The sequence below is a fragment of the Amycolatopsis sp. cmx-11-32 genome, from assembly GCF_047608695.1.
GTDB lineage: Bacteria > Actinomycetota > Actinomycetes > Mycobacteriales > Pseudonocardiaceae > Amycolatopsis.
In genome coordinates this window covers 61,006-85,906 of sequence record NZ_JADNQN010000013.1, presented here as the reverse complement: position 1 = coordinate 85,906, position 24,901 = coordinate 61,006, and the positions used below count along the sequence as shown (strand labels likewise).

Genomic DNA, 24,901 nt, shown 5'->3' with positions numbered 1-24,901 from the left:
AGGCTGGACTCATGTCCGTTCGTTCCCCCTTGCAGCCCGGCGTCCAGACGCCGAGGCGAGTCGTCCCCGCCAGTATCGCCCGCCCCGAGTACGTCGACCGGCCGGCGCCGAAACGCGACACGGGCAACGGGGTCCGCACGCCCGAGGTGATCGAGGCGATGCGCGTCGCGAGCCGGATCGCGGCACAGGCGCTCGAGGAAGGCGGCAAGGCCGTCAAACCCGGCGCGACCACCGACGACATCGACAAGGTGATCCACGAGTTCCTGCTGGACAACCACGCGTACCCGTCGACGCTCGGCTACCGGGCCTTCCCGAAGTCGTGCTGCACCTCGCTCAACGAGGTGATCTGCCACGGTATCCCGGACTCGACGGTGATCGAGGACGGCGACATCTGCAACATCGACGTCACCGCGTTCATCGGCGGCGTCCACGGCGACACCAACGCGACGTTCCTCGCGGGTGACGTCTCCGAGGAGGCGCGGCTGCTGGTCGAGCGCACCCGTGAGGCGACCGTGCGCGCGATCAAGGCCGTCCGCCCCGGCAGGCAGCTCAACGTGATCGGCCGGGTCATCGAGGCGTACGCGAAGCGGTTCGACTACGGCGTCGTGCGGGATTTCACCGGCCACGGTGTCGGCCCGGCGTTCCACACCGCGCCGACCGTCCTGCACTACGAGGAGCCGTCGGTCGACACGGTCATCGAGCAGGGCATGACCTTCACGATCGAGCCGATGATCACCCTCGGCACCATCGACTACGACATCTGGGCCGACGACTGGACCGTCACCACCAAGGACAAGAAGTGGACGGCCCAGTTCGAGCACACCCTCGTGGTGACTGAGGACGGCGCGGAGATCTTGACTGTTCCCTGATCGCGCGCTGACGTAAACACGCCGAAGGGGCGCCGTATCGTACGCAACTCACGTTGTGTGCGAAGGCGCCCCTTCATCGTGTTTCCGTGGGCCTCCGGCCCAAAAGAGGGCGCGCGACGTGAAGTCTCCGTCGGGCACAGAGCGCCCTCGGGGAGACCGTGTGGTCGGCTGGAGGGCTCGTTGCGCTTTTACTCGTCCCGCTCCACTCTGGCGAGCAGCTCGTCCAGGAAACCGCACGCCTCGGAGGCGGCCCGGTCGGCGTCGCCGTCGGCGATGGCCTCGGCGAGCCCCTCGTGCCCGATCTCCGGCAGGTATTCGCCCCCCGGTGTCACGTTCGACGTCGCGGCCACGCTGGCCGTGATCACCTCGGTGAGCCCGCGGTACATCTCGGTCAGCAGGGTGTTGTGTCCACTTTGGACGACGGCGAAGTGGAATTCCGCGTCGAGACGGGCGAAATCCTCCCAGTGGCGCTCCCGCAGTTCGAGATTGCGGCGTTCCAGCAGCGAGCGCAGCTCGGTGACCTCCTCCTCGGTCCGCGACAAGGCCGCGAGCCGGGCACCCTCGACCTCGAGGATACGCCGCACCTGCAGCACTTCACGCAGCTCCGAACCGCACAACCGCCGGATCGCGCCCGAGACCTCACTGGTCGCGCGCACGTAGGTGCCGTCGCCTTGCCGGACCTCGAGCAGTCCCGTGTGCGCGAGCGCGCGAACGGCCTCCCGGACGGTGTTGCGCCCGACGCCGAGCTGTCCTGCCAGCTCCGGTTCGGTCGGAATCCGCTGCCCGATGGGCCATTCTCCCTGCGTGACGGCGTCACGCAGCTGCTCGATGACCTGATCGACCAGGCCGGCACGGCGCGTGGTGGCCAATGGCACAGCGTTGTCCCTTCATCCAATCATCCTATGTATGTGATACTAGCCGACGTGCGTGTCGACTCCCGAGAATCCGCTTCCCCGTTCGACGATCGTCTTGAACTCGAAGGCTCGATCGAAACGGAGTGGCGACCGGGAGTGATCTCCGGCGGCGTCCTGCTCGGCGTCGCGGTGATCCTGGTCGCCTTCAACCTGCGCCCGGCGATCACCAGCGTCGGCCCGATCCTCGGCGAGATGCGCGACGACCTCGGCGCCACGGCGACCTGGGCCGGCGTGCTCACCACGCTCCCCGGCCTCTGTTTCGCCGCCGCCGGGCTCACCGCCCCCGCGCTGGCCCGCCGGTTCGGCGTCGGCGTGGCCATCGCGTCCGCGCTGTCGGTGCTGGCCGTCGGACTGGTGCTGAGGGTGATCGACGGGCCGTACGTCGTGCTCGGGGGAACCCTGGTGGCCACGGCGGGAATAGCACTGGCGAACGTGCTGATCCCAGTCGTCATCAAGGACTCCTTCCCAGCGCGTGTTGGCATGATGACCGGCGTGTACACCGCCGCTCTTCAGGGCGGAGGCGCCCTGGGGTCCGCGCTCACCCCTCCCCTGGAGAACGCGTTCGGCGGCTGGCGTCAAGGTCTCGGCGCCTGGTCGGTGCTGGCGGTGCTCGCACTCCTCGTCTGGATTCTCGCAGCCCGCGGTACCGGGCGTGCGCCCGTTCCCGAGGCAGGCAAGCAGGGTAGCGGGCGATCGCTCCTGCGGAGCCCCCTTGCGTGGATGGTCACCCTTTTCTTCGGCACTCAGGCCTTTTTGGCCTACGTCGTGATGGGCTGGCTGCCGGAAGTGTTGATCGACGCAGGGGTGAGTAAGGGTGACTCCGGCCTGTTGCTCGGGCTGATCTCGCTCATCGCCGTCCCGATCAGTCTCGTGGTGGCCCCGATGGCCGCGCGGCACGGCAGTCAGAGCCCGTGGATCGTCGGGCTCGGCGTCTTCGGCTTCGTCGGCATGGTCGGCATGATGGTCGCCCCGGCCGCCTCGCCACTGCTCTGGTGCCTCCTCATCGGGCTCGGGATGAGCGTCTTCTCGCTCGCGCTGACGGTGATCGCGCTGCGGGCGCGCACCAGCGAGGACACCGCGCGGCTGTCGGGGATGGCGCAGGGAATCGGCTACCTGATGGCCGCCGTCGGGCCCTTCCTCTTCGGGCTGCTCCACGACCTCACCCACGGCTGGACCGTGCCCTGGATCATGATGCTCGTCGTCTTCGCCGCACAGATGACCTTCGGCGCCTTCGCCGGTCGCCGCCGCTTCGTCTGAACGCGTTCAAAAACCTCTTGACCCCACGCCGGGCGGAGCCATAGCCTGAGTGAGTTGAACCTGTTCAAAAACTCAGGTGCTGGGGGTCGGCGTGATGGAGGAACTGGCGTTCGGGATGGCCTTGGCCTGCTTCGCCGCGGTGTGCGTCGCTATCGCACCGGAGCGGCCCGCTCCGGTCGCGACAACCGCGGAGTTCTACCGCGCCGTGAACCGGGTCTGTGTACAGGCGGGGAAGGACAGCGGCGTGAGGCGCGAGCTCTATTGGCCGGACCCACGGGGGGACGTCGCGGTCGAGCGGCGCAAGTGGGAGCACTACGTCGCGATGAAGGTGGACGGCGCCAGAGAGGTCTTCAAGGGGGCGACGGGGGTCCGCACGAGCCGCGGAGACGCGGTCTCGGCGCGTGAGGACTTTCTGGCGGCCGTCCGCCACTATCTCGAGGCAGGCGAGCGGTTCCAGGGGAATGGGGCCCGCTCGCCCGCCTTGATGGATGCCTCCGACAGCGCGAGAGACGTGGTGCGGGATCTCGCGCAGAGGCATGAGGCCTACGCCTGCGTGATCCTGACCTGACTCGCGGGTGAGGGGATCAGTCCAGCGGCAGGTTCAGCAGGGCGTTCTCGACCAGTTCCGGCATCGCCGGGTGGATCCAGTACTGCCCGCGCGCCATGCTCTTCGCGTCGAGACCGAAGCTCATCGCCTGGATCAGCGGCTGGATCACCGATGACGCCTGCGGGCCGATGATGTGCGCGCCCAGCAGTCGCCCGGTGGCCGGGTCGGCGAGCAGCTTCGCGAAGCCGGTGGTGTCCTCCATCGCCCAGCCGTAGGCGATGCCGGCGTAGTCCTGGTGCGACGTCACGTACGAAACGCCGCGCTCGCGAGCCTCGCGTTCGGTCAGTCCGACCGAAGCGACCTGCGGCGAGGTGAACACCGCGTGCGGGACGAACCGGTGGTCGGCTTCGATCCGCTCGTCCGGGTGCAGCAGGTTGTGCTGCACGACGCGCTGTTCGTGGTTCGCGACATGCTTGAGTTCGAAGACCGACGAGATGTCGCCGAGCGCGTAGATCCCGTCGACCACGGTCTGCTGGTACTCGTCGACGACGACGTGCCCGCGCTCGCCTGTGGTCACGCCGGTGGCGCCGACGTCGAGGATGTCGGAGTTCGGCCTGCGGCCGGTGGCGACCAGCAGCACCTCGGCCTCGACGGTCTCGGCGCCCTGCGGGCCTTCGAGGTCCAGGGCGACTCCCGACGAGGTCTTGCGCGCGCGGACGGTCTTCCGGTCGAGCCGGACGTCGAACCGTTGCGCGGCCAGTTCGGTGAACCGGGCGCTGACGTCGTCGTCCTCGGAGCGCAGCAGCGCGCCGGACCGGTTGACCACCGTGACGTTCACTCCGAACGAGGCGAAGACGTGCGCGAACTCCGCCGCGATGTACCCGCCGCCGAGGATCACGATGCTCGCGGGCAGTTCGTCGAGCCGCATCACCGTGTCGGAGGTGTGATAGCCGGTTTCGGCGAGGCCGGGTACGTCCGGGAGCACCGGGCGCCCGCCCGCGGCGAGGACGAACCGGTCGGCCGTGATCGTCTCGGCCGGGCGGCCGTCGGGGTAGCTGACCTGGAGTTCCCTGTGCCCGGTGAAGCGGCCTTCGCCCTCGTACACGGTGACGTTCTTGTTGTCCTCGTGCTTGACGCGGTATTCGCGCCCGCCCGCGGCGATCGGGTCGATCCGCCCGAAGATCCGGTCGCGGACGTCGCGCCAGCGGACGCCGAGCAGCTCCTCGTCGACGCCGTACTTCGCCGACGACGCGGGGGTGGCCGCGACGTTGGCGGCGTGCACGAACATCTTCGTCGGGATGCAGCCCACGTTCAGGCAGGTGCCGCCGAACGTGCCCTTCTCCACGATCGCCGTGTTCCAGTCCGCGAAACGCGGGTCGAGGATCGAGTTACCCGATCCGGTACCGACGATCACCAGGTCGTAGTGGGGCACGCTGTGTTCCTTTGCGGCTGGAGCGGGTGGTTCCGACTCTAGCCAACTTGTCACAGCGGGCGGCGGGGTTGGCGTACTCGGTGTCGGTGCTGATGAAGAAGTTTCGGGAGACTGCTCGTAGCTGCCGATGGGGACGGCGCGGGCTGCGGGGTTGTCGGAACACGAGGGGCGGGACTGGAACACGACAGCTGGAAGAAGGCCGTAACCACCAGAACCGTCCCCGTCGCCCGCACGGGCTCCAGCGTGACAGATGCGTTCGGTGAGCACAGCTCCACCCGTTTCAGTGACACCACCTCGGGCTTTCTCGGATTAGGGTATTCGCAATCGCTCGTGTACGCGCTGGAGTCGAATGACTTCCCAGGGTTTGACCGTACGTACGCCCCGGTGAAGGGACCGAAGATGCCCAAGAAGTCACATTGCACCCTGTTGCTCGCGGTCGGGGCGGTGCTCGCGACGGCCGTGATGGGGCCGGTGGCGGTCAGCAGCGCGTCGGCGGACGACAGCGCGGTGAGCGGACCGGACAAGGCCGTCGAGCCGAGGATCGTGGGCGGCGGCAAGGCTTCGGTCTCGCAGTACCCATACGCGGTCTACTTGGCCGATCGCGCCGGTAACCAGTACTGCGGAGCGGTGATCGTCAGTTCCACGACGGTCGCGACGGCGGCGCACTGCGCGGTCGCGGTCGACAAGAACGACGTCCGGGTGGTCGCGGGCCGCGAGGACAAGCGATCGCGGGAAGGCGTGGAACTGCGTGTTTCGAAGGTCTGGGTCAGCCCCGACTACCAAGGCGATCCCGCCAAGGGTGGCGACATCGCGGTGATGACGGTCAGCGGTCAGCTTTCGTACCGGCCCGCGAAGGTCGCCGACACCAGTGATGTCGAGAAGTACCGCGAAGGCACGAAGGCGACGGTGCTCGGCTGGGGCCGCGTCGCCGACGGCGGCGCGCGTTCGGACTACCTGCGCAGCGCGGTCGTCCCGGTGGTCAGCGACAAGACCTGCCGCACCGCGTACTCGGGCTACAACCCGAGTGACATGGTGTGCGCCGGCTACCCCGAAGGCGGGATCGACGCCTGCCAGGGCGATTCGGGTGGCCCGCTGGTGGTGGGGGACACGCTGATCGGGATCGTTTCGTTCGGCGAGGGCTGCGCGAAGCCGAACAAACCGGGTGTGTACACCCGCGTCTCGCACTACGCGAACGAGATCTCCCAGCAGAACAGGCGGGGCTTGATCGGCTGATCGATGCCGTCTTCCCGTCCGATGTGCTAACAAGTGGGCGTGAGCACCGACACCCCGATCACCGAGACCTCGTCGTTCCCGCTGTCCGTCGCCGGTGACGAGATCACCGCCGCACAGCTGCACGGCATCCTCCGCCTGCGCGTCGACGTGTTCGTCGTCGAACAGGAGTGCGCCTACCACGAGATCGACGGGCGTGACGTTCTGCCGGGTACCCGGCATCTCTGGATCGGCGGTTCCGTCGCCGTCGACTCGTACCTGCGGGTGCTGCAGGACGCCGGCGGCACCTTCCGCATCGGCAGGGTGTGCACGTCCGTTCGCTCCCGAGGCAAGGGACTGGCGGGACGGCTGATGGAGACCGCGCTCGCGGGGATCGGGGACGCGCCGTGCCTCCTCGACGCGCAGACGTACGCGAAGGACTTCTACGCCAAGTACGGCTTCGTGGTCGAAGGCAACGAGTTCATGGAAGACGGGATCCCGCACTTCACGATGTGGCGCCGGGAGGCGCCGCAGCCGTGATCACCCCGACCGCGCGGTCCACGTCGGCCTCGGTGAGGTCGGCGCGCGCGGTCAGGCGCAGGCGGGAAATGCCGTCCGGTACGGACGGTGGACGGAAGCAGCCGACACGGATGCCCTGATCCGCGCACGACGCCGCCCACGTGACGGCCGCTTCGGGCGACGGCGCCTGCACCGAGATCACCGCGGCGTCCGGGAGACTGACCCGGAACCCCGCCGCTTTCAGTTGCATCGCAAGGTTTCCGGCCACTTCGGTCACCTTGGTGGCCAGCTCCGGCTCGGCCTTCAGCGCGTTGAGAGCGGCCAGCGCGGCGGCGGCACTGGCGGGTGCGAGCCCGGTGTCGAAGATGAAACTGCGCGCGGTGTCCACGAGATGCCTGATCACGCGGCGCGGCCCGAGCACCGCTCCTCCTTGCGCCCCAAGGGATTTCGACAGCGTGATCGTGGTGACGACGTCCGGCGCTCCGGAGAGGCCCGCCGCGTGGACCGCGCCTCGGCCGCCCTCACCCAGGACGCCGAAGCCGTGGGCGTCGTCGACGAGCAGCGACGCGCCGTGCTCCCGGCAGACACCGGCGAGTTGCTCCAGCGGGGCGATGTCGCCGTCGACGGAGAACACGGAATCGGTGACGACGAGCGCGCGTGGTTTGCGTCGGGTCGCGAGCGCGTGCTTGAAAGCGCCCGGTTCGCTGTGCGCGACAGCGGCGATGTCCGAGCGGGACAGACGGCAGCCTTCGATCAGCGAGGCGTGGATGTACTTGTCCGTGACGATCGCGGAATCCGCGCCGGACAGTGCCGTGACGGCGCCGAGGTTCGCGGTGAAGCCGGACGAGAAGACCAGCGCGGCCTGGGTGCCGCAGAAGCGGGCGAGCTCGTGCTCGAGTTCGGCGTGGACCTCGGTGGTGCCGGAGACGAGACGGGAACCGGTCGCCCCGGCGCCCCAGCGCAACGCGGCGGCCGCGGCCGCACCGGCGACGCGCTTGTCCCTGGCGAGCCCGAGGTAGTCGTTGCCCGCGAGGTCCAGCCCCGGTTCCTGTGCCTGCCGGATACGCAGCTTGCGCACCAGCCCGGCTTCGGCCCGCTTCTCCGCCTCCACGTCGAGCCAGTCGAAAACCTGCTCGGGCGGGAGGTTCTGGGGAGCGGGGCCGGGAGAAGTCACGTCCCGCAGTCTCCCACCCGCCGTTTCCCGATGGACGTGGTGGTCCCCGCAGGACGACACACGTGCTTGAACGGACGACACGCCCAGCGGGAGTCCCGCCGGGCGTGTCGTCCGTCTGATCATGCGAGTGCGCCGTTAAATCACGGGTGTCAGCTGTCGAAGCTGCGACGCGGGCGACTACCCGGACGCTGCGGGCGGCCGCTGCCGCCACCGGACTCGCCACGACGCGGGCGGCCGCGGAAGCCGCCGGGACGGCCGCCTTCGCGTCCGCCCTCACGCGAACCCTGGTAGCCACCGCGGTCGCTGCCACCGTAGCCACGGCCACCGCCGCGACGCGGGGACTCACGACGACGCTCGATGACCGGCTCACCGCTGGGCTGCTGCGCCCCGGTGATGCGGGAAAGCTCGGCGTCGCCCGGGCGGACCGTGGTCTGCTCGGCGCGGACACCGGCGCGGTCGGTCATCCGGCGCACCATGCGGCGCTGGTCGTTGGTGACCAGGGTGACCACGACACCGGACGCCCCGGCGCGCGCGGTGCGGCCGGCGCGGTGCAGGTAGTCCTTGTGGTCGGCGGCCGGGTCGACGTGCAGCACCAGCGAGATGTCGTCGACGTGGATACCGCGCGCGGCGACGTCCGTGGCGACGAGCACCGGCGCGAAGCCCTCCTTGAAGTCCGAGAGGACCCGGTTGCGCTGACCCTGGGTCTTGCCGCCGTGCAGAGCGGCCGCGTGGACGCCCTTCTCGCGCAGGCGCTCGGTGAGGCGGTCCACGTGGTGCTTGGTGCGGACGAACATGATCGTGCGGCCCTCGCGGGCACCGATCTCGGTGATGATGTCCTGCTTGTCCTGATGCGACACCTGGAGCACGTGGTGGTCCATGGTGGTGACGCTGGCGGTCGACGGGGCCACCGAGTGCGTGACCGGGTTCGTCAGGTACGCCCGGACCAGGCGGTCGACGTCACCGTCGAGGGTGGCGGAGAACAGCAGGCGCTGGCCGTCACGCGGGGTCAGGTCGAGGATCTCGCGGACCTGCGGCATGAAGCCCATGTCGGCCATCTGGTCGGCCTCGTCGAGCGCGATGAAGTTGCAGTCCGACAGCGACGCGGTGCCCTGGCGGACGTGGTCCGACAGACGGCCGGGGGTGGCGATCAGCAGGTCGACGCCGCGGGAAAGCGCGTCGGCCTGGCGGGTGAAGGCCATTCCGCCGACGGCGGTGCGGCACCACAGGCCGAGGGACTTGGCCAGCGGGGTCAGCGAGTCGGCGACCTGCATGGCCAGCTCACGGGTCGGGACCAGGATCAACGCACGCGGGTGCTTCGGACGGGCGCGGCCGCCGTTGAGCCGGGTCAGCATCGCGAGGCCGAAGGCCAGGGTCTTGCCGGAACCGGTCTGGGCGCGGCCCAGCACGTCGCGGCCGGCGAGCGCGTCGGGGATGGTCGCCGACTGGATCGGGAAGGGGGTGGTGATACCGGAGTCGGCCAGCGCCCGCAGCAGCGGCTCGGGAAGACCGAGCTCCGCCCAGGTCGTGGCCTTGACCGTCTCGACGGCGTCGTCGCGCAGCATCGCGTCACCCGTGGGGCGGGTGCGCGGCTTGCTGCGGTGCTGACGCGCCGACGGTGAGACGTGGCCGGAGTTGAACGTGACTGTCACAAATGCCTCTCGGACGTGGCACGTCACAAGGAGGCCCGGGCTGCCCGCACGCAGGCAGGGCAAGATGGTGTGCACAGATGGGCGTTCACAGGGACGAACCCGGCACACCGCGTCTGTAGGACACCGCGCGCCACTTGATTGATAAGGATACCGCGAGCCATTCGGTTGGCTTTGGAAGCGACGGACACCACTGATCCACGCCGCCGATGCGGTCTAGCACTACTGTACCGGACCGTTATCCGGCCTCCCAACCGGAGGGACCGATTGTGGGCAGGGTCTCCACCGCCGCTTCTCCTGGGGTGTCATGAAAGGGTCTTTCCTGACGTATCACGTCAGGAAAGACCCTTTCATAACACTGTGGACGGTCAACGCAACCCGGCGACCTCTTGCAGTTCCTCGATCAGCTCCGTGACCGCCGTCAGTCGCTCGGGCAGTCCCCGTGAGTGGAACCACGTGGCGATGTTCCGCACGTCGCGCGCGAGGAACTCGAGCCCGCCGGGGTTGGCCACGATGTCGACCACCTGCGGCAGGTCGATCACCATGAGCTGCCCGCGGTGGACGAGCAGGTTGTACGCCGAGAGGTCGCCGTGCGCGAGACCCTGCGACGCCAGCAGTTCCAGCATCGCCGCGGTCTGGAACCACAGTTCCCGCAACTGCCCGGGTTCCGGCCGGACCTGCGCCAGCCGCGGCGCGGCGGTCTCACCGTCACCCAGGAATTCCAGCAGGATCTCGGTGCCGTCGCGCTGCACCGGGTACGGCACGGGCGCGCCGACCGTCCAGAGCCTGCTCAGCGCGGTGAACTCGGCCACCGCCCACTGTTCGGCGATGAGGTTGCGGCCGAAGCTGCTGCGCGACTCCATGGCCCGCATCTCCCGCGAACGCCGCATCCGCCTGCCTTCGAGGTAGCCGGCGTCGCGGTGGAACAACCGGTGTTCGCCACTGCGATACCGCTTGGCCGCGAGCACCGTGCCCTCGGTGCCGGGCAGGTTGCGCCGGACGAGGTGGACGTCGGCCTCCTTGCCGGTTTTGAGGATGCCGAGTTCGGTGTCCACCGCCGCCAGTTCGGTGATCACCCAGTCCGGCCGCGGCTGCGGCCCCTGCTCGGCGTCTCCCCAGGTGCTCCAACGGTCGGCGCCGTCGGGGATGGCGGTTTCGGTGTAGGCGTCCTCGCGCAGCCGGGCGAGCCGGACGCGTTCGGCTTCGGTGAGCCGTCCGCCGCGGGTGGGTTCGGGCTCGTCGTCGAAACGGGCGCGACGGGTGCGGCGTGGACGTTGTTCGTAGGACTCTTCGAGATCGTGCTTGCGCACTGGTGGGTTCTCCTAGTCAGGGATGCCCCACCGGGCGAGCGTCGTGGCTCAGCCGCGAGGGGCGAGTGGATGGGGGCGGCCAACGCCCCGGACAGTCATCTGCACGACGCACCTCCCTGTCGCATCCACCGGCTCCCTGCCGGATCGAGCCCGATCATCCTGGACACCGCCGGACGCGCGCAACCGAATTAATGAGGAGTAAGGCAAACGTGGCGTGCACGTGCCGTTCTTCGGTGTCGGTCGCGGGGTGGGTGTCGCGAAAGCCCCTTTCGCGACGTCTGACGTCCCGGAAGTGGCTTTCACGACACGGCCGTCGGGTCTTCACGGACCGAATCGGCGATCACTCGCGCCCAGAATCCAGCAGGTATCTCGGACACTCATGGCTTTAACCCGAATCGCCACTCACGACTCCGTGTCTGACCAGGGCCGAGGGCGTCCTTCGTGGCATCGGACGCGGCGAAGGGAGCCTTCACCCGGCCACCGGCCTCGCTCACGACTCCTAAGCCGAACGCAGCCCCGCCAGCTCACCCCGGGACCGCACCTTCAGCTTGCGCAACACACTCGCGACGTGCTGTTCCACCGTCCGCCGGGACAGGAACAGCACCTCGGCGATCTCCCGGTTCGTATGCCCGGCGGCCAGCAGCCGGGCGACGTCGCGTTCGCGCGGGGACAGTTCGTCGCCGTAGCCCCGGCGGCCGCGCCGTGAGGGGGCGACCGCGCCAGTGGACCGGAAGGCGTGGCGGCAGCGCGCGGCGTCGCGGGTGGCGCCGAGGTGGTCGAACGTTTCGGCGAGCGCGGCGAACGTCTCGGCGACGTCCTCGTCGCAGGCCAGTCGGCAGCGCGTGGCCCGTTCGGCGATCAGCGCCGCGTGATACGGCGCTGGAAGGGCGTCGTAGCGGGTCCGTGCCTGCTCGAAGGCCTCGATCGCCGCCTCGTGGTCGCCCCGGGACGCGGCGATGAGGCCGCGGTTCGCGGCCAGCGCGGCATGGGTGGACGGCGCGTCGAGGTCGCCGATCTCACGTTCGAACTCGTCGGTCAGCGCTTGCGCCGCGGCGTCCAGCCCGGTGGCGCAGTACGCGTCGACGGCGGCCACGATCAGGTCGGCGCTCCAGGCCCAGACACCCTTGGCGCGCAAGAGTTCCAGTCCCTTCTCGGCCTGCGTGACGGCGGCCTCGCCGAGGTCCTGCGCGAGCAGCATGCCCGCCATCCCGGCGTGCGCGGCGATCGCGACCGGCGTGTACGCGTTCTCCGGCTGGTCCGCCGCTGTCCCGGCGAACCGGACCGCGGCTTCGTCCCATTCGCCGCGGGCGGCGGCGAGCAGGCCCAGCACCAGGCACAGTTCGCTGGTCACCGGCAGGAGGTCGCGGTATTCGTCGATCAGCGCGTCGGCCCGTTCGGCGAGGCCGTCCCAGTTCCCGGTGAGCCAGTCGGTGTGGACCGCGGTCGCGCGGGCGGTGCTGACGACGTACGGCGCCCCGCAGTCGGCGGCCAGCTGCATGCCGCTGCGCAGCAGGCTTCTGGCGCGACGGTGGTGGCCGATCCAGGCACAGGCGTCGGCGCTGTTGCAATGCAACCGCGCCAGATGCCGCTGCTCGTCGGCCGAGGCGACACTGGTGGGCGCCCGGTCCAGCATGTCCCAGCCGCGCGCGTCCCCGATGTGCAGCCGCGACGCCACGTTGTTGGCCAGCAGGATGATCTTCAGGCGCGGGTCGGTGGCCAGGTCGATGAGCCCGTCCACACGATCCATCCATCGCCGGTGCTCCGGCAGCGGGGTCGAGCCGACCCACGGCTGGGCGAGGACGCCCATCCCGCGTCCGGCGAGGTCGGGCCGGTCGGGGAGGTCGTTGACGGCGAGTTCGATCTCCGTCCTGGCCGCCTCGAGCCCGCCCGCCTGGCGGACCAGCAGGAGCCCGAGGCCCAGCCGGACCTCGCCGCTCAGCCGTCCGGACAGCCTGCCGTCGGTGAGCAGCCGTTCCAGCGCCGGGATGACTTCGGTCTGACCGAGACCGTTGCACGCCACCGAACTGAACTTGACCGCGAGTCTGTCCACATCGGACGGTTGCAGGCCCGGTTCGTCGAGCAGGGTGCGGAGCAGATCCGTCGCGGTGGCGAGATCGCCGACCGCCGACGCCTGATCGGCGGCCGCTTCGCCGTATTTCAGGGCACCGGCCCGGTCGCCGGCCTTGCGGCAGTGTTCGGCGAGCCGCACCAGGGACTGCGGGAGGCGGTCGCGCAACAGCCGCGCGGCGCGCCGGTGCAGTTCCTGGCGGTCGGGGCCGGGGATGGTGCGGTAGGCGGCCTGCTGGGCGAGCGCGTGCCGGAAGCCGTATTCGCCATCGCCGGTCTCCACCAGGACGTTGCGTTCGAGGGCGAGGACCAGGGCGGGGTGGGCGCGTTCGGGGGTGAGGGCCGCCGCGGCGGCCAGCAGGTCCGAAGTGGACGGTGTGCCGAGGACGGCGGCGGCCTCGGTGATCCGCCGGGCGGCGGGCGGCAGCGCGGAGAGGCGTTCGACCGTCGCCTCGCGCAGCAGCGCCGGGACTTCGACCGCGTCGAGCAGACGCCGCGCGGTCGCGCCGTCGGCGTGCACCGCGCCCTCGATGCCCCCGATCGCGTGCACGATCTCCTCGACCACGAACGGGATTCCCGCGGTCCGCTCGTGCAGCCGCGCCGCGAACTCGGCCGAGACGTTCGCCTCGCCGAGCAAGGCCGACACCAGTGCCTGGACGCCGTCGCGGTCCAGGGGGCGGAGAGCGACGAGCACGTGCTCGGTGCCGGGAGCGGCCCGGTAGGCGCTGCCGAGCGGGATGCCACCGGGCGTTTCCTCACGCCGGTAGGTGAGCAGGAGGGTCAGGCCGGCGGGCGGGTCGGTCATCAGGAACCGCAGCAGGCGGCGGGAACCGTCGTCCGCCCAGTGGAGGTCTTCGATGAGGAGGACGTGTGGTCCCAGCGAGCCGAGCAGTTCCCGGACGGCGCGGAAGAGCCGGTGCCGCTCGGCCCTCGGATCGCCGAGCCGGGGTGGCGGAGCGGGCAGGAAGGCGGCGAGTTCCGGCAGGTAGGGGCCGAGTACACCGGTCACGGGGTTGAGTTCGCGTGCCGGTCGGACGTCCTTGAGCGCGTCGAAGACCACGCCGTACGGGAAGGGCTCGCGCAGCGGCTGGCAGCTTCCGGTGAGGACCGGACGCCCGGCCAGTTCGGGGCAGGCCAGCAGTTCGGTGGCGAGCCGGGTCTTGCCCACGCCCGCTTCGCCTTCGAGCATGATCACCGCCGGCGAGCGCATCGCGCCGTCGAGGATCTCTCGTAGTTCCGCATCACGGCCGACGAGCACGGGCGAACTCGTCCTGCGTCGGCAGCCACCGATCACCATGCCGGGTCACCCCCGCTTCACGAACAACACCGTTCGAGTGAACGCAGCTTAAGCGCGTGTTCGGCGATCACGGAACCCGCTCGGACGGTCACACAACTTTCGTAGGGATGGTGATTTTCCCTATTAGATACGTAGTCCTACGGACCGTTGCCTCGCTTGTTCGCGCAGGTCCCGCCACCCGAAAGTGGGTGAAGCGTGACTGTTCGTCACGGCGTCGGCCCGGATTCCTGTCGGCGCGAACCACCTGTTCGAGTGAACGGAGCTCAGGAAATGCGTGGAGAACTTCGACGTCACCGGATCGCGGGTGCGGTGCTCACCGGCGCTTGTGTAGCGGCCTCGCTGGCCTTCGCCGGATCTGCCACGGCCGCCGAGGGGCAGATCCGCGGCGCCGGTGTGCCGGGAGCCGTCACGGACGGGTACATCGTCTTCCTGAAGAGCGGCGACGCCGGCCTCGCGGCGAAGTACGGCGGCCAGGTGAAGGCCACCTACAGTGCCGCGCTGAACGGCTTTTCGGCGAAGATGACCGAGGCGCAGGCCAAGCGGCTCGCCGCCGACGCGGCCGTCGACTTCGTCCAGCAGGACGCCGTCGCGCACATGACCGGTACCCAGAACAACCCGACCTGGGGCCTCGACCGGATCGACCAGAAGAACCTGCCGCTGGACAAGAAGTACACGTACCCCAACGACGGTGCCGGGGCGACGGTCTACGTCCTCGACACCGGTGTCGACTACCGCCAGTCCGAGTTCGGCGGCCGCGCGACCAGTGGATACGACTTCATCGACAACGACAGTGACGCCCGTGACTGCCAGGGTCACGGCACGCACGTCGCCGGCACGGTCGGCAGCGCCACCTACGGCGTGGCCAAGGGCGCCAAGATCGTCGCGGTCCGCGTGCTGAACTGCCAGGGCAGCGGCCAGTACTCGCAGATCATCAGCGGGATCGACTGGGTCGTGAAGAACGCCAAGGGCCCGTCGGTGCTCACCATGAGCCTCGGTGGACCGGCCGACTCCGGTGTGGACTCCGCCGTGCGCCGCGCGGTTTCGGCAGGCATCACCAACACCGTCGCCTCCGGGAATTCCAACACCGACGCCTGCGGCACCAGCCCGGCCCGCGTGCGTGAGGCCATCACCGTCAACGCCACGCAGAGCGACGACCGCCGGTCGTCGTTCTCGAACTACGGCAGCTGCACCGACATCTTCGCGCCGGGAACCAGCATCACCTCGCTGCGCAACGGTGGCGGTACCCAGCAGATGAGCGGCACCTCGATGGCGACCCCGCACGTCGCCGGCGCGGCCGCGATCTACCTGACCTCGAACCCGTCGGCGAACCCCGCCGCCGTCGCCTCCGGGCTGGCCAACGCCGCCACCAGCGGTGTGGTGAAGAGCCCGGGCACCGGTTCGACCAACAAGCTGCTGAACGTGGCGGGTCTCTGATGCGCCGCGGCGTGCGGGCCGGTTTGGTGGCCGTCGCGGCCACCGCGCTGGCCGCGCTCGCCGCGGGCAACGCCCTCGCCACGGAGGCGGAAGGCGTTGTCGTGCAGGCGAATCAGCATTACGGGGACCAGTACATCGTGGAGCTCCACGAGGTCGGCGCCATGGCGGTCGAGCAGTCGTCGGCCGCGCTGACCGGCCGCTACGGCGGCGAAGTCCGGTCGGCGTACAAGAACGTGCTCCGCGGCTTCTCGGTCAAGGGCATGTCCGAGCAGCAGGCCCGGCGGCTCGCGGCCGACCCGGCGGTCAAGGCGGTCTACCAGGACGGCACCGCGCGTGCCGTCGGCACCCAGACCGACCCCACCTGGGGTCTCGACCGGATCGACCAGAAGAACCTGCCGCGGGACAAGAGCTTCACCTACTCGAATACCGGGGAGGGCGTCACCGCGTACGACATGGACACCGGGATCAACCCGGAGAACCCCGAGTACGAGGGGCGCGCGTCCATCGGCAAGGACTTCGTGGGCGGTAACGGTAAGGACTGCAACGGGCACGGCAGTCACACCGCGGGCACCATCGGCAGCAAGACCTACGGCGTGGCCAAGAAGGTCAAGCTCGTCGGGCTGAAGGTGCTGGGCAACGACTGTTCGGGCAACGGTCCCGACTCCGCCATCGTCGACGCGGCCGAATGGCTGACCGCGAACGGCACCAAACCGGCGGTGGCGAACCTGAGCCTGCGGATGGACCAGGTCGGGCTCGGCGACGACGTCATCAAGAAGTCCATCGCGGCGGGCTTCGTCTACGCGGTGGCGGCGGGCAACGAGAACCAGAACGCCTGCAACGTCAGCCCCGCGCGGATCCCCGAGGCGATCACGGTCGGCGCCTCGGACGAGAACGACAACAAGTCCTCGTTCTCCAACCACAGTTCCTGCGTGGACATCTTCGCCCCTGGCAGCAACATCACGTCGCTGTCCACGTCCAACGGTGGTTCGGCGAACATGAGCGGGACTTCGATGGCCACGCCGCATGTGGCGGGCGCGGCGGCGCTGTACCTGTCCGCCAACTCCGGTGCCACCGCGCAGCAGACGCGGGACGCGCTGGTGAACAACGCCTCGGACGGCGTACTCAAGGGCCTGCCGGGCGGGACGGTGAACAAGCTGCTGAACGTGTCGTTCATCGGCGGTGGCGGCCCCGGTCCGAAGTGCGGGGCCAAGTCCAACACGACGCCGGTGTCCATTCCGGACGCGGGTGACGCGGTGACCAGTTCGGTGACGCAGGAAGGCTGCGACGGCAAGGCGTCGGCGACGCTGCCGGTCAAGGTCGACATCGCGCACACCTACACCGGTGACCTGGCGATCGATCTGGTCGGGCCGAGCGGCGCGGTGTTCGCGCTGAAGCCAGCGGGAGGGATCGGCGAGGCGAGCGGCGTGCACACGTCGTACTCGGTGAACGCCTCGTCCGAACCGGCGAACGGGACCTGGAAGCTGCGGGTCCGTGACGTTCACCGGTTCGACAGCGGGACGATCGAAGGCTTCTCCATCACCTTCTGAGTCCTTGCGAACGGCGGTGCGCCGTGGTCACGATGACCGCGGCGTACTGTCGTTTTCGCTGGGAGGCTTTTGATGGAGTCGTACGACGTGGTCGACACTGTGATCGTCGGTGGCGGGCACAACGGCCTGGTGGCGGCGGCCTACCTGGCCAGGGCGGGCCGTTCGGTGCTGGTGCTGGAACGCCGTGACGAGGTGGGCGGGGCGGCGGTGTCCTTCCGCGCGTTTCCCGGCGTCGACGTCCGGCTTTCGCGGTACTCGTACCTGGTGAGCCTGCTGCCGCGAAAGATCATCGCGGACCTCGGGCTCGGACTCGATCTCCGTCGGCGGCGGCTGTCGTCGTACACCCCGGTCGGAGAGAGCGGTCTCCTTGTCGACACGGGCGACGACGGCCGGACGGCGTCGTCGTTCTCCGCGCTCACCGGGTCAACCAAGGACTTCGAGGCGTGGCAACGGTTTTACGCGATGACGTCCCGTGTCGCGGAGCGGACGTTCCCCACCCTGACCGAACCGTTGCTCGCCAGGGAGGAGCTGCGTTCGGGCATCGAGCCGGAGGCCTGGGACGCGCTTTTCGAGCGGCCGGTCTCCGAAACGCTCACCGAACTGTTCGACGACGACACCGTCCGCGGCGTCGTGCTGACCGACGCGCTGATCGGGACTTTCGCCGACGCCGGCGATCTTCGGCAGAACCTTTGCCTGCTGTACCACGTGATCGGCAACGAGACCGGCGATTGGGACGTTCCGGTGGGCGGTATGGGCGCGGTGACCGGCGCGCTCACGTCGGCCGCGCGGGCGGCCGGGGCTCGGCTGGTGACCGGCGCCGAGGTGCTGTCCATCGACCCGGACGGCTCAGTGCGTCATCGCCTGGGTGATGACGAATTCACCGTGCGCGGCGGCCACGTGCTGGCCAACGTCGCGCCGCGGACGCTCGCGCGGTTGCTGGGGGAGGAGCCGCCGGAGGCGCCGGAAGGCGCACAGCTCAGGGTGAACATGGTGCTGTCACGGCTGCCGCGGCTGCGTGATGCGAGCGTCGATCCGCGCGAGGCGTTCGGGGGCACGTTCCACGTCAATGAGGGCTACGAGCAGCTGGCGACGGCCTACGCCGAGGCCGCCGCGGGTGAGATCCCGTCGCTGCCGCCGTGCGAGATCTACTGCCATTCGCTGACCGACCCGTCGATCCTCGGCCCGGCCGAACAGTCCGCCGGTGTGCAGACGTTGACCCTGTTCGGGTTGCACATGCCCGCGCGGTTGTTCGAGGGACGCAACGACGCCGTGCGCGAGGAGGCGTTGCGAGCGACTTTGTCCTCTTTGGACAGTGTGCTCGCCGAGCCGATCGAGGACTGCGTGCTGCGGGCTCCGGACGGGCGGTTGTGCGTGGAAGCGAAGACGCCGCTGGACCTCGAAGCTGAGCTGGGGTTGCCCGCGGGGCACATCTTCCACCGGGATCTGTCGTGGCCTTACGCGGCCGATGCTGCTCAGGTGGGGCAATGGGGTGTCGAGACGGAGCACGAGCGGGTGCTGCTCTGTGGCGCCGGGGCGGTGCGGGGTGGTGGTGTTTCGGGGATTCCTGGGCACAATGCCGCGATGGCGGTGCTTTCCCGGTCCTGAACAGAAGGTCGACGCGGCGCTTGTCGAAGAACGCTGCCCTCGTGAGTCCGATACTTCTTCGAGGCATATCACCGTCGTGATACAACAGGCCGTGTGGTGGTCCGTACGGCTGTGACAGGCTGCTCCCCGCTGTCCTTCCCGAGGACTACACAATCACCGTGTACGGGACGTAAGGCCTCGTGAAGACCTACACCGGAAGGGTTTCACCACGATGGCGGTAATCGCCTATTACACCCGCGAAGGGGAAGAACTCGTTAGTCCGGCCGATGCGGACGCGCTGCTTCTCGCATGGCCGAAGCCCAGGACCCTGGCGAGTTGCCGCGGATGGCCGCTGTCGAACACGAGGAATCCGGCGAAGTCCTCGACGTAGGCGTCAACGGCGCTCGCGGGTTTGTCACACCTGCCATTCTGCAGACTCACCGGGGACCGTCGAGTACGACGAGCAGGCACATGTTCGCGCGGTACCCGCCAGCGCCGAAATCCCGGTCGACCAGGTCCGCGAAGCCGTCCGCCGATTCGTCGAGTCCGGTGGCGCAGGACCCGACAACATCACGTGGCTGACGTCTAGCGCGTGGAGGCCCCCTTCCCTTGGCTCAACCGAGGGAAGGGGGCCTTACGCGCATCTGCTTACTGGACGGTCAGGGTGTACGTGGCGGTGGCGGTCTTGCCAGCCGAGTCCGTCGCGGTGACGGTCACCGGGTAGGTGCCGCGCTGGAACGGCGCGACCACCTGCATGGTCGAGCTACCGCCGCTCGATATCGTCTTCGGGGTGAAGAACGGTGCGAACGGCAGGCCCTGTCCGGCCGCCGACAGCGTGATCATGCCGGTCCCGCCGGTGGCGGAAACCTTGACGTTGCTGAAGAACCCGGGCTGGGTGGTCCCGCTGCCGGGGCTCACGCTCACCTGGAGTTCGCCGGGCTGCGGCCCGCCGTCGCCGACGGTCAGCGTCAGGTTCGCGGTCGCCGTGTCGGTGGTCCCTTTACCGGAGATCGTGACCGCGTAGTCCTTTTCGGCCGTCCCGGCGGGAACTTCGATGGTCACCTTCGCCGAGTCGCCCGAGTTGATGGACGCGGGCTGGAACGTGGCCTTCGCGCCGTCCGGAAGTCCGGTCGCGGTCAGGTCGACCTTCTCCGTGCCGTCCTTGCCCGGCTTGCTGGTCACCGTGGCGGAAACGTAGTTGCCCGGCTCGGCCTTGAGCGACGACGGCGTCACGCCGAGGGAGAACTTCTCCGGGTTCTGCGGCGCACCGATCTTTTCCTTGACCCAGTCGCCCATGTCGTTGTTGAGCCTGCCGTACACGCTGTACCACTTGAAGTCGCTGCGGCTCCACGACGCGACGCCGACGACCTTGCCGTCCACGATCAGCGGCCCGCCGCTGTCACCCGGCAGGATCGTGACGTGGCCGTCGCTGTAGCCACTGCAGATCATCGTGGCGTCCTTGAAGCCCGCGCCGACACCGTTGCAGCTGATGCCCTGCACGATCGGCAGGGTGAACTTGTGCAGTTCGACGTTCGCGGGACTGTCGTTGTGGTTCTTCTTGCCGTAGCCCAGCCCGAGCCCGGACTTGCCCGGCTTGTTCAGCTCCGTGTCGGCCGACGTCGCGACTTTCGCGTACTGCCCGCCCGGCACCGGGATGTCGGCGTCCGTGGTGACGACCGCGACGTCGTAACCCTGGTCGAAGTTCACGTACTTCGGGTGGATGTCATAGCTGACGACGCCGATCCGCGTCCCGCCGCCCGCGTTGAGATCGTCCAGCCCGTAAAGGAAACTCTTCTCACCGTCGGCCGCTTTGCAGTGCGCGGCGATCAGGATCTTGCGCGGCGCGACGACCGAGCCGGTGCAGGTCTGGCCCTGCGGCCGCGTCCCGCCTTGGCGCAGGCCCGCGATGATGAACGGGTGGTCCTTGACCGAGGCGGGGGTGCCGCCGATGGAGTTCGTCTGCGGTCCACCGGGGACGATCGCTTGATCCGTCGGAGTGACGGCGGTCAGGTTCGCGGCGGCCGCGGGCGCGGGCAGGAGGACCGAGAGGCAGCCGAGGGTGGCGGTGGCGATCCCCAGTAGCCGTTGTCTTCTGTTCACGGTGGTTCCTTTCCAGGTGGCTGGAAATCACTTTCCGCATGTGCACCTGGCGGAACAACCGAGGAAGAAGCCCGTAGGGGTACGGAACTAATGCGCGTGACACCCGTGATTGGATGGACGACACGCGTGATTGGACGGAGAACACGACCGCGGCCGGATTCGCCACGTGAGTTGTCCGTCGGGTCAATCCCCGGTGAGTAGTTCCAGGCTGTGGTCGCCGGTGCGCTCGACGTCGAGGCCCGCCTTCGACAGCACTCGCAGCAGCTGTTCCACAGTGGACGGCTCGCTGCGGGATTTCACCAGCTCCGAAGCCAGCTTTCCCTTGTAAGCCTTGTTGAAGTGGCTCACCGTCGTCCGGTTGCCCTTGGCGTCCTCGGTCACGACGCGCACGGTCACCGCGTCCGGCCGGAGCTTCGCGAGCGCCGAGTAGGTCCCGGAGCGCAGGTCGACGACGAGCCCTTCGACGCCCTGGAGCACTGGTTCGAGCGTCGGCTTCCACACGCTGCGAACGGTCCCGAACGACGGCAGCGTGTTCCCACCGGAAAGCCGGTACGCGGGGATCGGGTCGGTGGCCGCGACCACGCCGAACAGTGCCGAAGCGACGGCGAGGCGCTTCTCGGCCTTCGCCAGCGTCGCCTTGGTGAACGACTTGACGTCGAGCGCGTCGTAGAGCACCCCGGTGTAGCGGCGTAGCGCCGGCATCGTGGGTGAGGTCCACAGCTCGGCGTTGCGGGCGACCTCGTCGGCTTGGCGCGGCGTGATGCCGAGTGCGGCGACACTGGCCGGGACATCGCCCGCCAGTTCGGCCAGCGCGTCGGCCAGCTTCGCCCGGGTCGGGTTCAGTTCCGGGAACGACAGCGCGCCGAGGTCCAGCGGCGCACCGGTGCCTCCGGCGGCCTTGGTTTCGGAAGGGGGGAGGAGCACGAGCACCACGAAAGCGTAACTAAATGGAGTGCGTCACCCCGAGGCGCGGGCTTAGCCTCGTCCGTATGAGCTTGACCTGGCGCCCGCTGACCCTGGACGACATGCCGCGACTGGCCGAGACCTTCGCCGCGGCTGAGCGTGTCGAGCCGATCGAGGAGCACTACAGCGCGGAAGATCTCGCCGAAGAGATCGGCACGCCGACCGTCGACCTGCCGACCGCGTCCACCAGCGCCTGGGATGGCGACAAGCTGGTCGCCTACGGTCTGCTCAGGCGACGTGACGCGGCGAATCCGGTGCACATGATGCGGGCCGAGACGCTCGTCCACCCCGAGTACCGCGACGACGCGATCGCCGCGCACCTCACCGGCTGGTTCGAGGAGGCGGGGAAGCGGCTCCACGCGAAGTCCCACCCGGACGTGCCACTGGAACTGCACGCCGCGGCCAACACCAAGCAGCGCTGGCTCTCCGAAGTCCTGGCAGGCTCCGGGTACGAGCACGCCCGGTGGTTCGTCGACATGCGTGCCGACCTCGGCTCGATCCCGCCGGTGAAGCCGCTGCCCGAAGAGTTCCCGCTCGTCACGTACGAGGACAAGTACGAGGCCTTCACCCTTCGGTCTCGCAACGAGACCTTCGCGGACCACTGGGGGAGCACGGAGCAGTCTCCGGAGGCCTGGCGGCATCTGGTGGTCGGCGGGAAGGACTTCCAGCCGGACTTGTCGTTCCTGCTGCTGAGCCCGGAGCGCGACCGAGTGGTCGCGATGGTGCTGAGCGCGTTCTTCGCCTCCGACGCGGCTGCTACGGGCGTGAAGGACCTGTACGTAAGTCACGTCGCGACGGACGCGGCCCTCCGCGGGCGCGGCATCGCGGGCGCACTGCTCGGGCACACGATCGTCGAGGCCAAGGCGAAGGGCTTCCAGCGGGCTTCGCTCAACGTCGATCAGGACAACACCCACCGCGCCCTCGGTGTCTACGAGCGTGTCGGCTTCAGCGAACATCAGCGCTGGGCCGGGTACGTGAAGTCCATCGTGAACTGACCGGTTGATACCCGAAAGGGTGGATTTCGGTACAGTCGATCTTCTCGGAGAGATCGCTGGGGGTGGTAGGGCGTTGCCGGTTTCCGCACGCCTCGGCTGGCATGACCTCCCTTCGGCGACGCGTGACACCGTGGAGCGAGAGCTCGGGTCGGTGGTCCGCCGTTCGCTGTGGCAGACCCCGGAGTTCGACGGCGGTGTCGCCGCGAGGCTCGAACTCGAACGTGGTCATCGCTGGGTCTTCCTGAAGGCGATCCCCGCGTACAGTCCGCGAGCGGGCGGCTACCGGATGGAGGCCGCCATCGCCCGGCGGCTGCCCCCGGAGGCGCCGACGCCGCAGTTGCTGTCCTTTGTGGATGGCGAATGGCTGGTGCTCGCGTTCGCCGACTTCGACGGCGCCAGGCCGAACCTGCGCCCTGGGTCGCCGGACCTCTCCGCGGTTCTGGCCACCTTCGGCGCGCTCGGGCGCACGCTCACGCCGTGCCCGCTGCCCGACGTCCCGGACGCGCTCGACGATCTCGGCCCGATCCTGCGCGGCTGGCACGAACTGGCGAAGGAACCGCCCGACGACCTCGACGGCTGGGCCGTCCGCAACCTCGACAGGCTCGTCCAGCTGGAGACTTCCTGGCATCCCTGGTCGGCCGGGGACACGTTGCTGCACAACGACATCCAGCCCGAGTACCTGGTGCGGACCGGACCAGGACGGGTACTGGTCACCAACTGGCGCTACCCGGCGCGAGGCGCGGGCTGGCTGGATCTGGTCGCGCTCGTCCCGTATCTGCTCGACGCCGGGCACGAGCCCGCCGACGTCGACCGCCTGCTGCGGCGGCGTCCCGTGCTCACCGGCGTCCCGGTCTGGGCGGTCACCGCGTTCGGCGTCGCCTTGACAGGCCACGCCGAACGAGCGTGCCGTCTGCCGGAACCACCCGCGACGACCGGCGTCCGCGCGGCGCAGCGCCGTCTCGCCGCGGCCATGCGCGACTGGCTCGCCTACCGCACGCACTGGCCCTAGACGCTCGGTTCGACCGGACTGAAGGGCGCTTTCCCCGCATGCCATGCGACGAAAGCGCCCTTCACCGCGTGAGACGCGGGGAAAGTCCCCTTCAGCCGCTTGGGTCCTGTCAGCCGACTACGTTCAGCGGTTCTTCCCCGGCGACGTACCGGCGCAGCTGTTCGGCGACCAGCCGCTTCGCGCGCGGGTAGAACGACGCGGACCCGCCCGCGATGTGCGGCGTGACGAGCACGCCCGGCGCCGTCCACAGTGGATGGTCCGACGGCAGCGGTTCGGGATCGACGACGTCCAGCGCGGCACGCAACCGCCCGGCGACGGTCTCGGCCGTGAGCGCCGCGGTGTCGACCGCCGAGCCTCGCCCGACGTTCACCACCAGGGCACCGTCCGGCAGCGCGGCGAGTTCCGCGGCGCCGATCAGGCCCGTGGTCGCGGGTGTCTCGGGCAGGATCAGGACCACGATGTCGGCGGACGGCAGCAGCGCCGCCAGCTCGCCGACGCCGTGTACCCGCTCCGCGGGACGGGCCGTGCTCGCCACCCTGGTCACGACGGCTTCGGCCGCGACCAGTTGCCGCTCGATGGCCTGGCCGATCGAGCCGTGGCCGACCAGCAGGACGCGGCTGTCGGCCAGCGAGCGCGTGTGCTCACGCTGCCACGATCCCCTCGCCTGTTGCGCGAACCAACGCGGCAGATCCCGCTGCGACGCGTGGATCAACGCCAGCGCGTGCTCGGCCACACTGAGGTCGTGCAGGCCGCGGCCGTTGGCCAGCTTCACCCCCGCCGGCACCAGCGGGAACAGCTTCTCCACCCCGGCCGAGAGCGACTGCACGAGCTTCAGCGACGGAAGCTGGGCGATCAGCTTCGTCGGCTCCATGCCGGTGTCGTACGGGAGCACGTAGACCTCGACGTCATCGAGGTCGCCGTCCGGAAACGGACCGGTGCCGTCGTACAACCGGGCTGCCAGGCCCTGGGGCAGCTCGACGTCGGACCAGGGCAGGATGGCTCGCTCCGTCATGCCGCCATTCTGACCA

At 69.2% G+C, this 24,901-nt stretch carries 20 protein-coding genes and 1 pseudogene; 12 read left to right on the top strand and 9 right to left on the bottom strand.

All coding sequences use genetic code 11. The annotated features are described in order from the left end of the window. Positions 1-11 precede the first annotated feature (11 nt). Positions 12-869 (top strand): type I methionyl aminopeptidase, encoded by an 858-nt coding sequence (gene map / locus ACM6LR_RS31300; protein ID WP_414940784.1) that lies wholly within the window; start codon positions 12-14, stop codon positions 867-869. A 188-nt stretch (positions 870-1,057) separates the two neighbouring features. On the opposite strand, the gene ACM6LR_RS31295 is transcribed toward map, so the two are convergent. Beyond that, positions 1,058-1,744, bottom strand: coding sequence for a FadR/GntR family transcriptional regulator (locus ACM6LR_RS31295; RefSeq protein ID WP_414940783.1), 687 nt, complete (start codon positions 1,742-1,744; stop codon positions 1,058-1,060). A gap of 48 nt (positions 1,745-1,792) precedes the next feature. On the opposite strand from ACM6LR_RS31295, the gene ACM6LR_RS31290 reads away from it, so the two are divergent. After that, positions 1,793-3,040, top strand: coding sequence for a CynX/NimT family MFS transporter (locus ACM6LR_RS31290; protein WP_414940782.1), 1,248 nt, complete (start codon positions 1,793-1,795; stop codon positions 3,038-3,040). A 94-nt stretch (positions 3,041-3,134) separates the two neighbouring features. Beyond that, a complete protein-coding gene (locus tag ACM6LR_RS31285) occupies positions 3,135-3,608 on the top strand; it encodes a hypothetical protein (RefSeq protein ID WP_414940781.1) in 474 nt (157 codons plus the stop codon). 16 nt (positions 3,609-3,624) lie between these two features. On the opposite strand, the gene ACM6LR_RS31280 is transcribed toward ACM6LR_RS31285, so the two are convergent. Beyond that, positions 3,625-5,019 carry a mycothione reductase gene (locus ACM6LR_RS31280; protein ID WP_414940780.1) on the bottom strand — a complete coding sequence of 465 codons (1,395 nt, stop codon included), beginning with the start codon at positions 5,017-5,019 and terminating at the stop codon, positions 3,625-3,627. Positions 5,020-5,418: 399 nt separating this feature from the next. Here ACM6LR_RS31280 and ACM6LR_RS31275 point away from each other — a divergent pair, with 399 nt between their 5' ends. After that, the gene (locus ACM6LR_RS31275) at positions 5,419-6,252 is read left to right on the top strand and encodes a S1 family peptidase (protein ID WP_414945082.1); all 834 of its coding nucleotides are present in this window, start codon (positions 5,419-5,421) and stop codon (positions 6,250-6,252) included. A 33-nt stretch (positions 6,253-6,285) separates the two neighbouring features. Beyond that, positions 6,286-6,768, top strand: a complete 483-nt coding sequence (locus ACM6LR_RS31270) for a GNAT family N-acetyltransferase (RefSeq protein WP_414940777.1) — start codon at positions 6,286-6,288, stop codon at positions 6,766-6,768. Here the strand turns inward: ACM6LR_RS31270 and ACM6LR_RS31265 are convergent. The 4 genes from ACM6LR_RS31265 to ACM6LR_RS31250 form a co-directional block, all read right to left on the bottom strand. Next, on the bottom strand, positions 6,734-7,921 hold the full coding sequence (locus ACM6LR_RS31265; protein ID WP_414940776.1) for an 8-amino-7-oxononanoate synthase: 1,188 nt from the start codon (positions 7,919-7,921) through the stop codon (positions 6,734-6,736). The two genes, ACM6LR_RS31270 and ACM6LR_RS31265, sit on opposite strands and share 35 nt — an antisense overlap. Positions 7,922-8,070: 149 nt before the next feature. Then, positions 8,071-9,570, bottom strand: coding sequence for a DEAD/DEAH box helicase (locus tag ACM6LR_RS31260; protein ID WP_414940775.1), 1,500 nt, complete (start codon positions 9,568-9,570; stop codon positions 8,071-8,073). A 365-nt stretch (positions 9,571-9,935) separates the two neighbouring features. Beyond that, the gene (locus ACM6LR_RS31255; RefSeq protein WP_414940774.1) at positions 9,936-10,877 is read right to left on the bottom strand and encodes a serine protein kinase RIO; all 942 of its coding nucleotides are present in this window, start codon (positions 10,875-10,877) and stop codon (positions 9,936-9,938) included. 499 nt (positions 10,878-11,376) lie between these two features. Further along, the gene (locus tag ACM6LR_RS31250; protein WP_414940773.1) at positions 11,377-14,202 is read right to left on the bottom strand and encodes an ATP-binding protein; all 2,826 of its coding nucleotides are present in this window, start codon (positions 14,200-14,202) and stop codon (positions 11,377-11,379) included. Positions 14,203-14,511: 309 nt separating this feature from the next. On the opposite strand from ACM6LR_RS31250, the gene ACM6LR_RS31245 reads away from it, so the two are divergent. The 5 genes and pseudogenes from ACM6LR_RS31245 (at position 14,512) to ACM6LR_RS31225 (ending at position 19,516) form a co-directional block, all read left to right on the top strand. Continuing rightward, entirely contained in the window at positions 14,512-15,675 is a 1,164-nt protein-coding gene (locus tag ACM6LR_RS31245) for a S8 family peptidase (protein ID WP_414940772.1), read from the top strand. Further along, positions 15,675-17,222: a S8 family serine peptidase gene (locus ACM6LR_RS31240; RefSeq protein ID WP_414940771.1), complete on the top strand. Its 1,548-nt coding sequence runs from the start codon at positions 15,675-15,677 to the stop codon at positions 17,220-17,222. Before ACM6LR_RS31245 ends, ACM6LR_RS31240 begins: the two co-directional genes overlap by 1 nt. 72 nt (positions 17,223-17,294) lie before the next feature. Further along, entirely contained in the window at positions 17,295-18,827 is a 1,533-nt protein-coding gene (locus ACM6LR_RS31235; RefSeq protein ID WP_414945081.1) for a phytoene desaturase family protein, read from the top strand. A 95-nt stretch (positions 18,828-18,922) separates the two neighbouring features. Beyond that, positions 18,923-19,000: pseudogene (locus tag ACM6LR_RS31230) on the top strand (hypothetical protein); the annotation flags it as partial. Between the two features lie 93 nt (positions 19,001-19,093). Next, on the top strand, positions 19,094-19,516 hold the full coding sequence (locus tag ACM6LR_RS31225) for an Imm1 family immunity protein (RefSeq protein WP_414940770.1): 423 nt from the start codon (positions 19,094-19,096) through the stop codon (positions 19,514-19,516). Here the strand turns inward: ACM6LR_RS31225 and ACM6LR_RS31220 are convergent. Both ACM6LR_RS31220 and yaaA read right to left on the bottom strand, forming a co-directional pair. Continuing rightward, the gene (locus ACM6LR_RS31220) at positions 19,455-20,906 is read right to left on the bottom strand and encodes a trypsin-like serine protease (protein WP_414945080.1); all 1,452 of its coding nucleotides are present in this window, start codon (positions 20,904-20,906) and stop codon (positions 19,455-19,457) included. The two genes, ACM6LR_RS31225 and ACM6LR_RS31220, sit on opposite strands and share 62 nt — an antisense overlap. A gap of 183 nt (positions 20,907-21,089) precedes the next feature. Further along, positions 21,090-21,836: a peroxide stress protein YaaA gene (gene yaaA / locus ACM6LR_RS31215; RefSeq protein ID WP_414940768.1), complete on the bottom strand. Its 747-nt coding sequence runs from the start codon at positions 21,834-21,836 to the stop codon at positions 21,090-21,092. A gap of 59 nt (positions 21,837-21,895) precedes the next feature. Between yaaA and ACM6LR_RS31210 the strand changes: the two genes are divergently transcribed. Together ACM6LR_RS31210 and ACM6LR_RS31205 are read left to right on the top strand one after the other, a co-directional pair. Then, complete coding sequence (locus ACM6LR_RS31210) at positions 21,896-22,864, top strand: GNAT family N-acetyltransferase (RefSeq protein ID WP_414940767.1); 969 nt, start codon at positions 21,896-21,898, stop codon at positions 22,862-22,864. Between the two features lie 73 nt (positions 22,865-22,937). Further along, entirely contained in the window at positions 22,938-23,873 is a 936-nt protein-coding gene (locus ACM6LR_RS31205; protein WP_414945079.1) for an aminoglycoside phosphotransferase, read from the top strand. A gap of 109 nt (positions 23,874-23,982) precedes the next feature. Here ACM6LR_RS31205 and ACM6LR_RS31200 read toward each other — a convergent pair whose 3' ends face one another. Then, on the bottom strand, positions 23,983-24,885 hold the full coding sequence (locus ACM6LR_RS31200; RefSeq protein ID WP_414945078.1) for a 2-hydroxyacid dehydrogenase: 903 nt from the start codon (positions 24,883-24,885) through the stop codon (positions 23,983-23,985). Between the last annotated feature and the right edge of the window lie 16 nt (positions 24,886-24,901).

What these genes read in the sequence shown, in the direction of transcription:
- map (WP_414940784.1), top strand. Translation starts at nt 12, where the DNA reads ATGTCCGTTCGTTCCCCCTTGCAGCCCGGCGTCCAGACGCCGAGGCGA.
- ACM6LR_RS31285 (WP_414940781.1), top strand. Translation starts at nt 3,135, where the DNA reads ATGGAGGAACTGGCGTTCGGGATGGCCTTGGCCTGCTTCGCCGCGGTG.
- ACM6LR_RS31275 (WP_414945082.1), top strand. Translation starts at nt 5,419, where the DNA reads ATGCCCAAGAAGTCACATTGCACCCTGTTGCTCGCGGTCGGGGCGGTG.
- ACM6LR_RS31245 (WP_414940772.1), top strand. Translation starts at nt 14,512, where the DNA reads ATGCGTGGAGAACTTCGACGTCACCGGATCGCGGGTGCGGTGCTCACC.
- ACM6LR_RS31240 (WP_414940771.1), top strand. Translation starts at nt 15,675, where the DNA reads ATGCGCCGCGGCGTGCGGGCCGGTTTGGTGGCCGTCGCGGCCACCGCG.
- ACM6LR_RS31235 (WP_414945081.1), top strand. Translation starts at nt 17,295, where the DNA reads ATGGAGTCGTACGACGTGGTCGACACTGTGATCGTCGGTGGCGGGCAC.
- ACM6LR_RS31225 (WP_414940770.1), top strand. Translation starts at nt 19,094, where the DNA reads ATGCGGACGCGCTGCTTCTCGCATGGCCGAAGCCCAGGACCCTGGCGA.
- ACM6LR_RS31210 (WP_414940767.1), top strand. Translation starts at nt 21,896, where the DNA reads ATGAGCTTGACCTGGCGCCCGCTGACCCTGGACGACATGCCGCGACTG.
- ACM6LR_RS31200 (WP_414945078.1), bottom strand. Translation starts at nt 24,885, where the DNA reads ATGACGGAGCGAGCCATCCTGCCCTGGTCCGACGTCGAGCTGCCCCAG.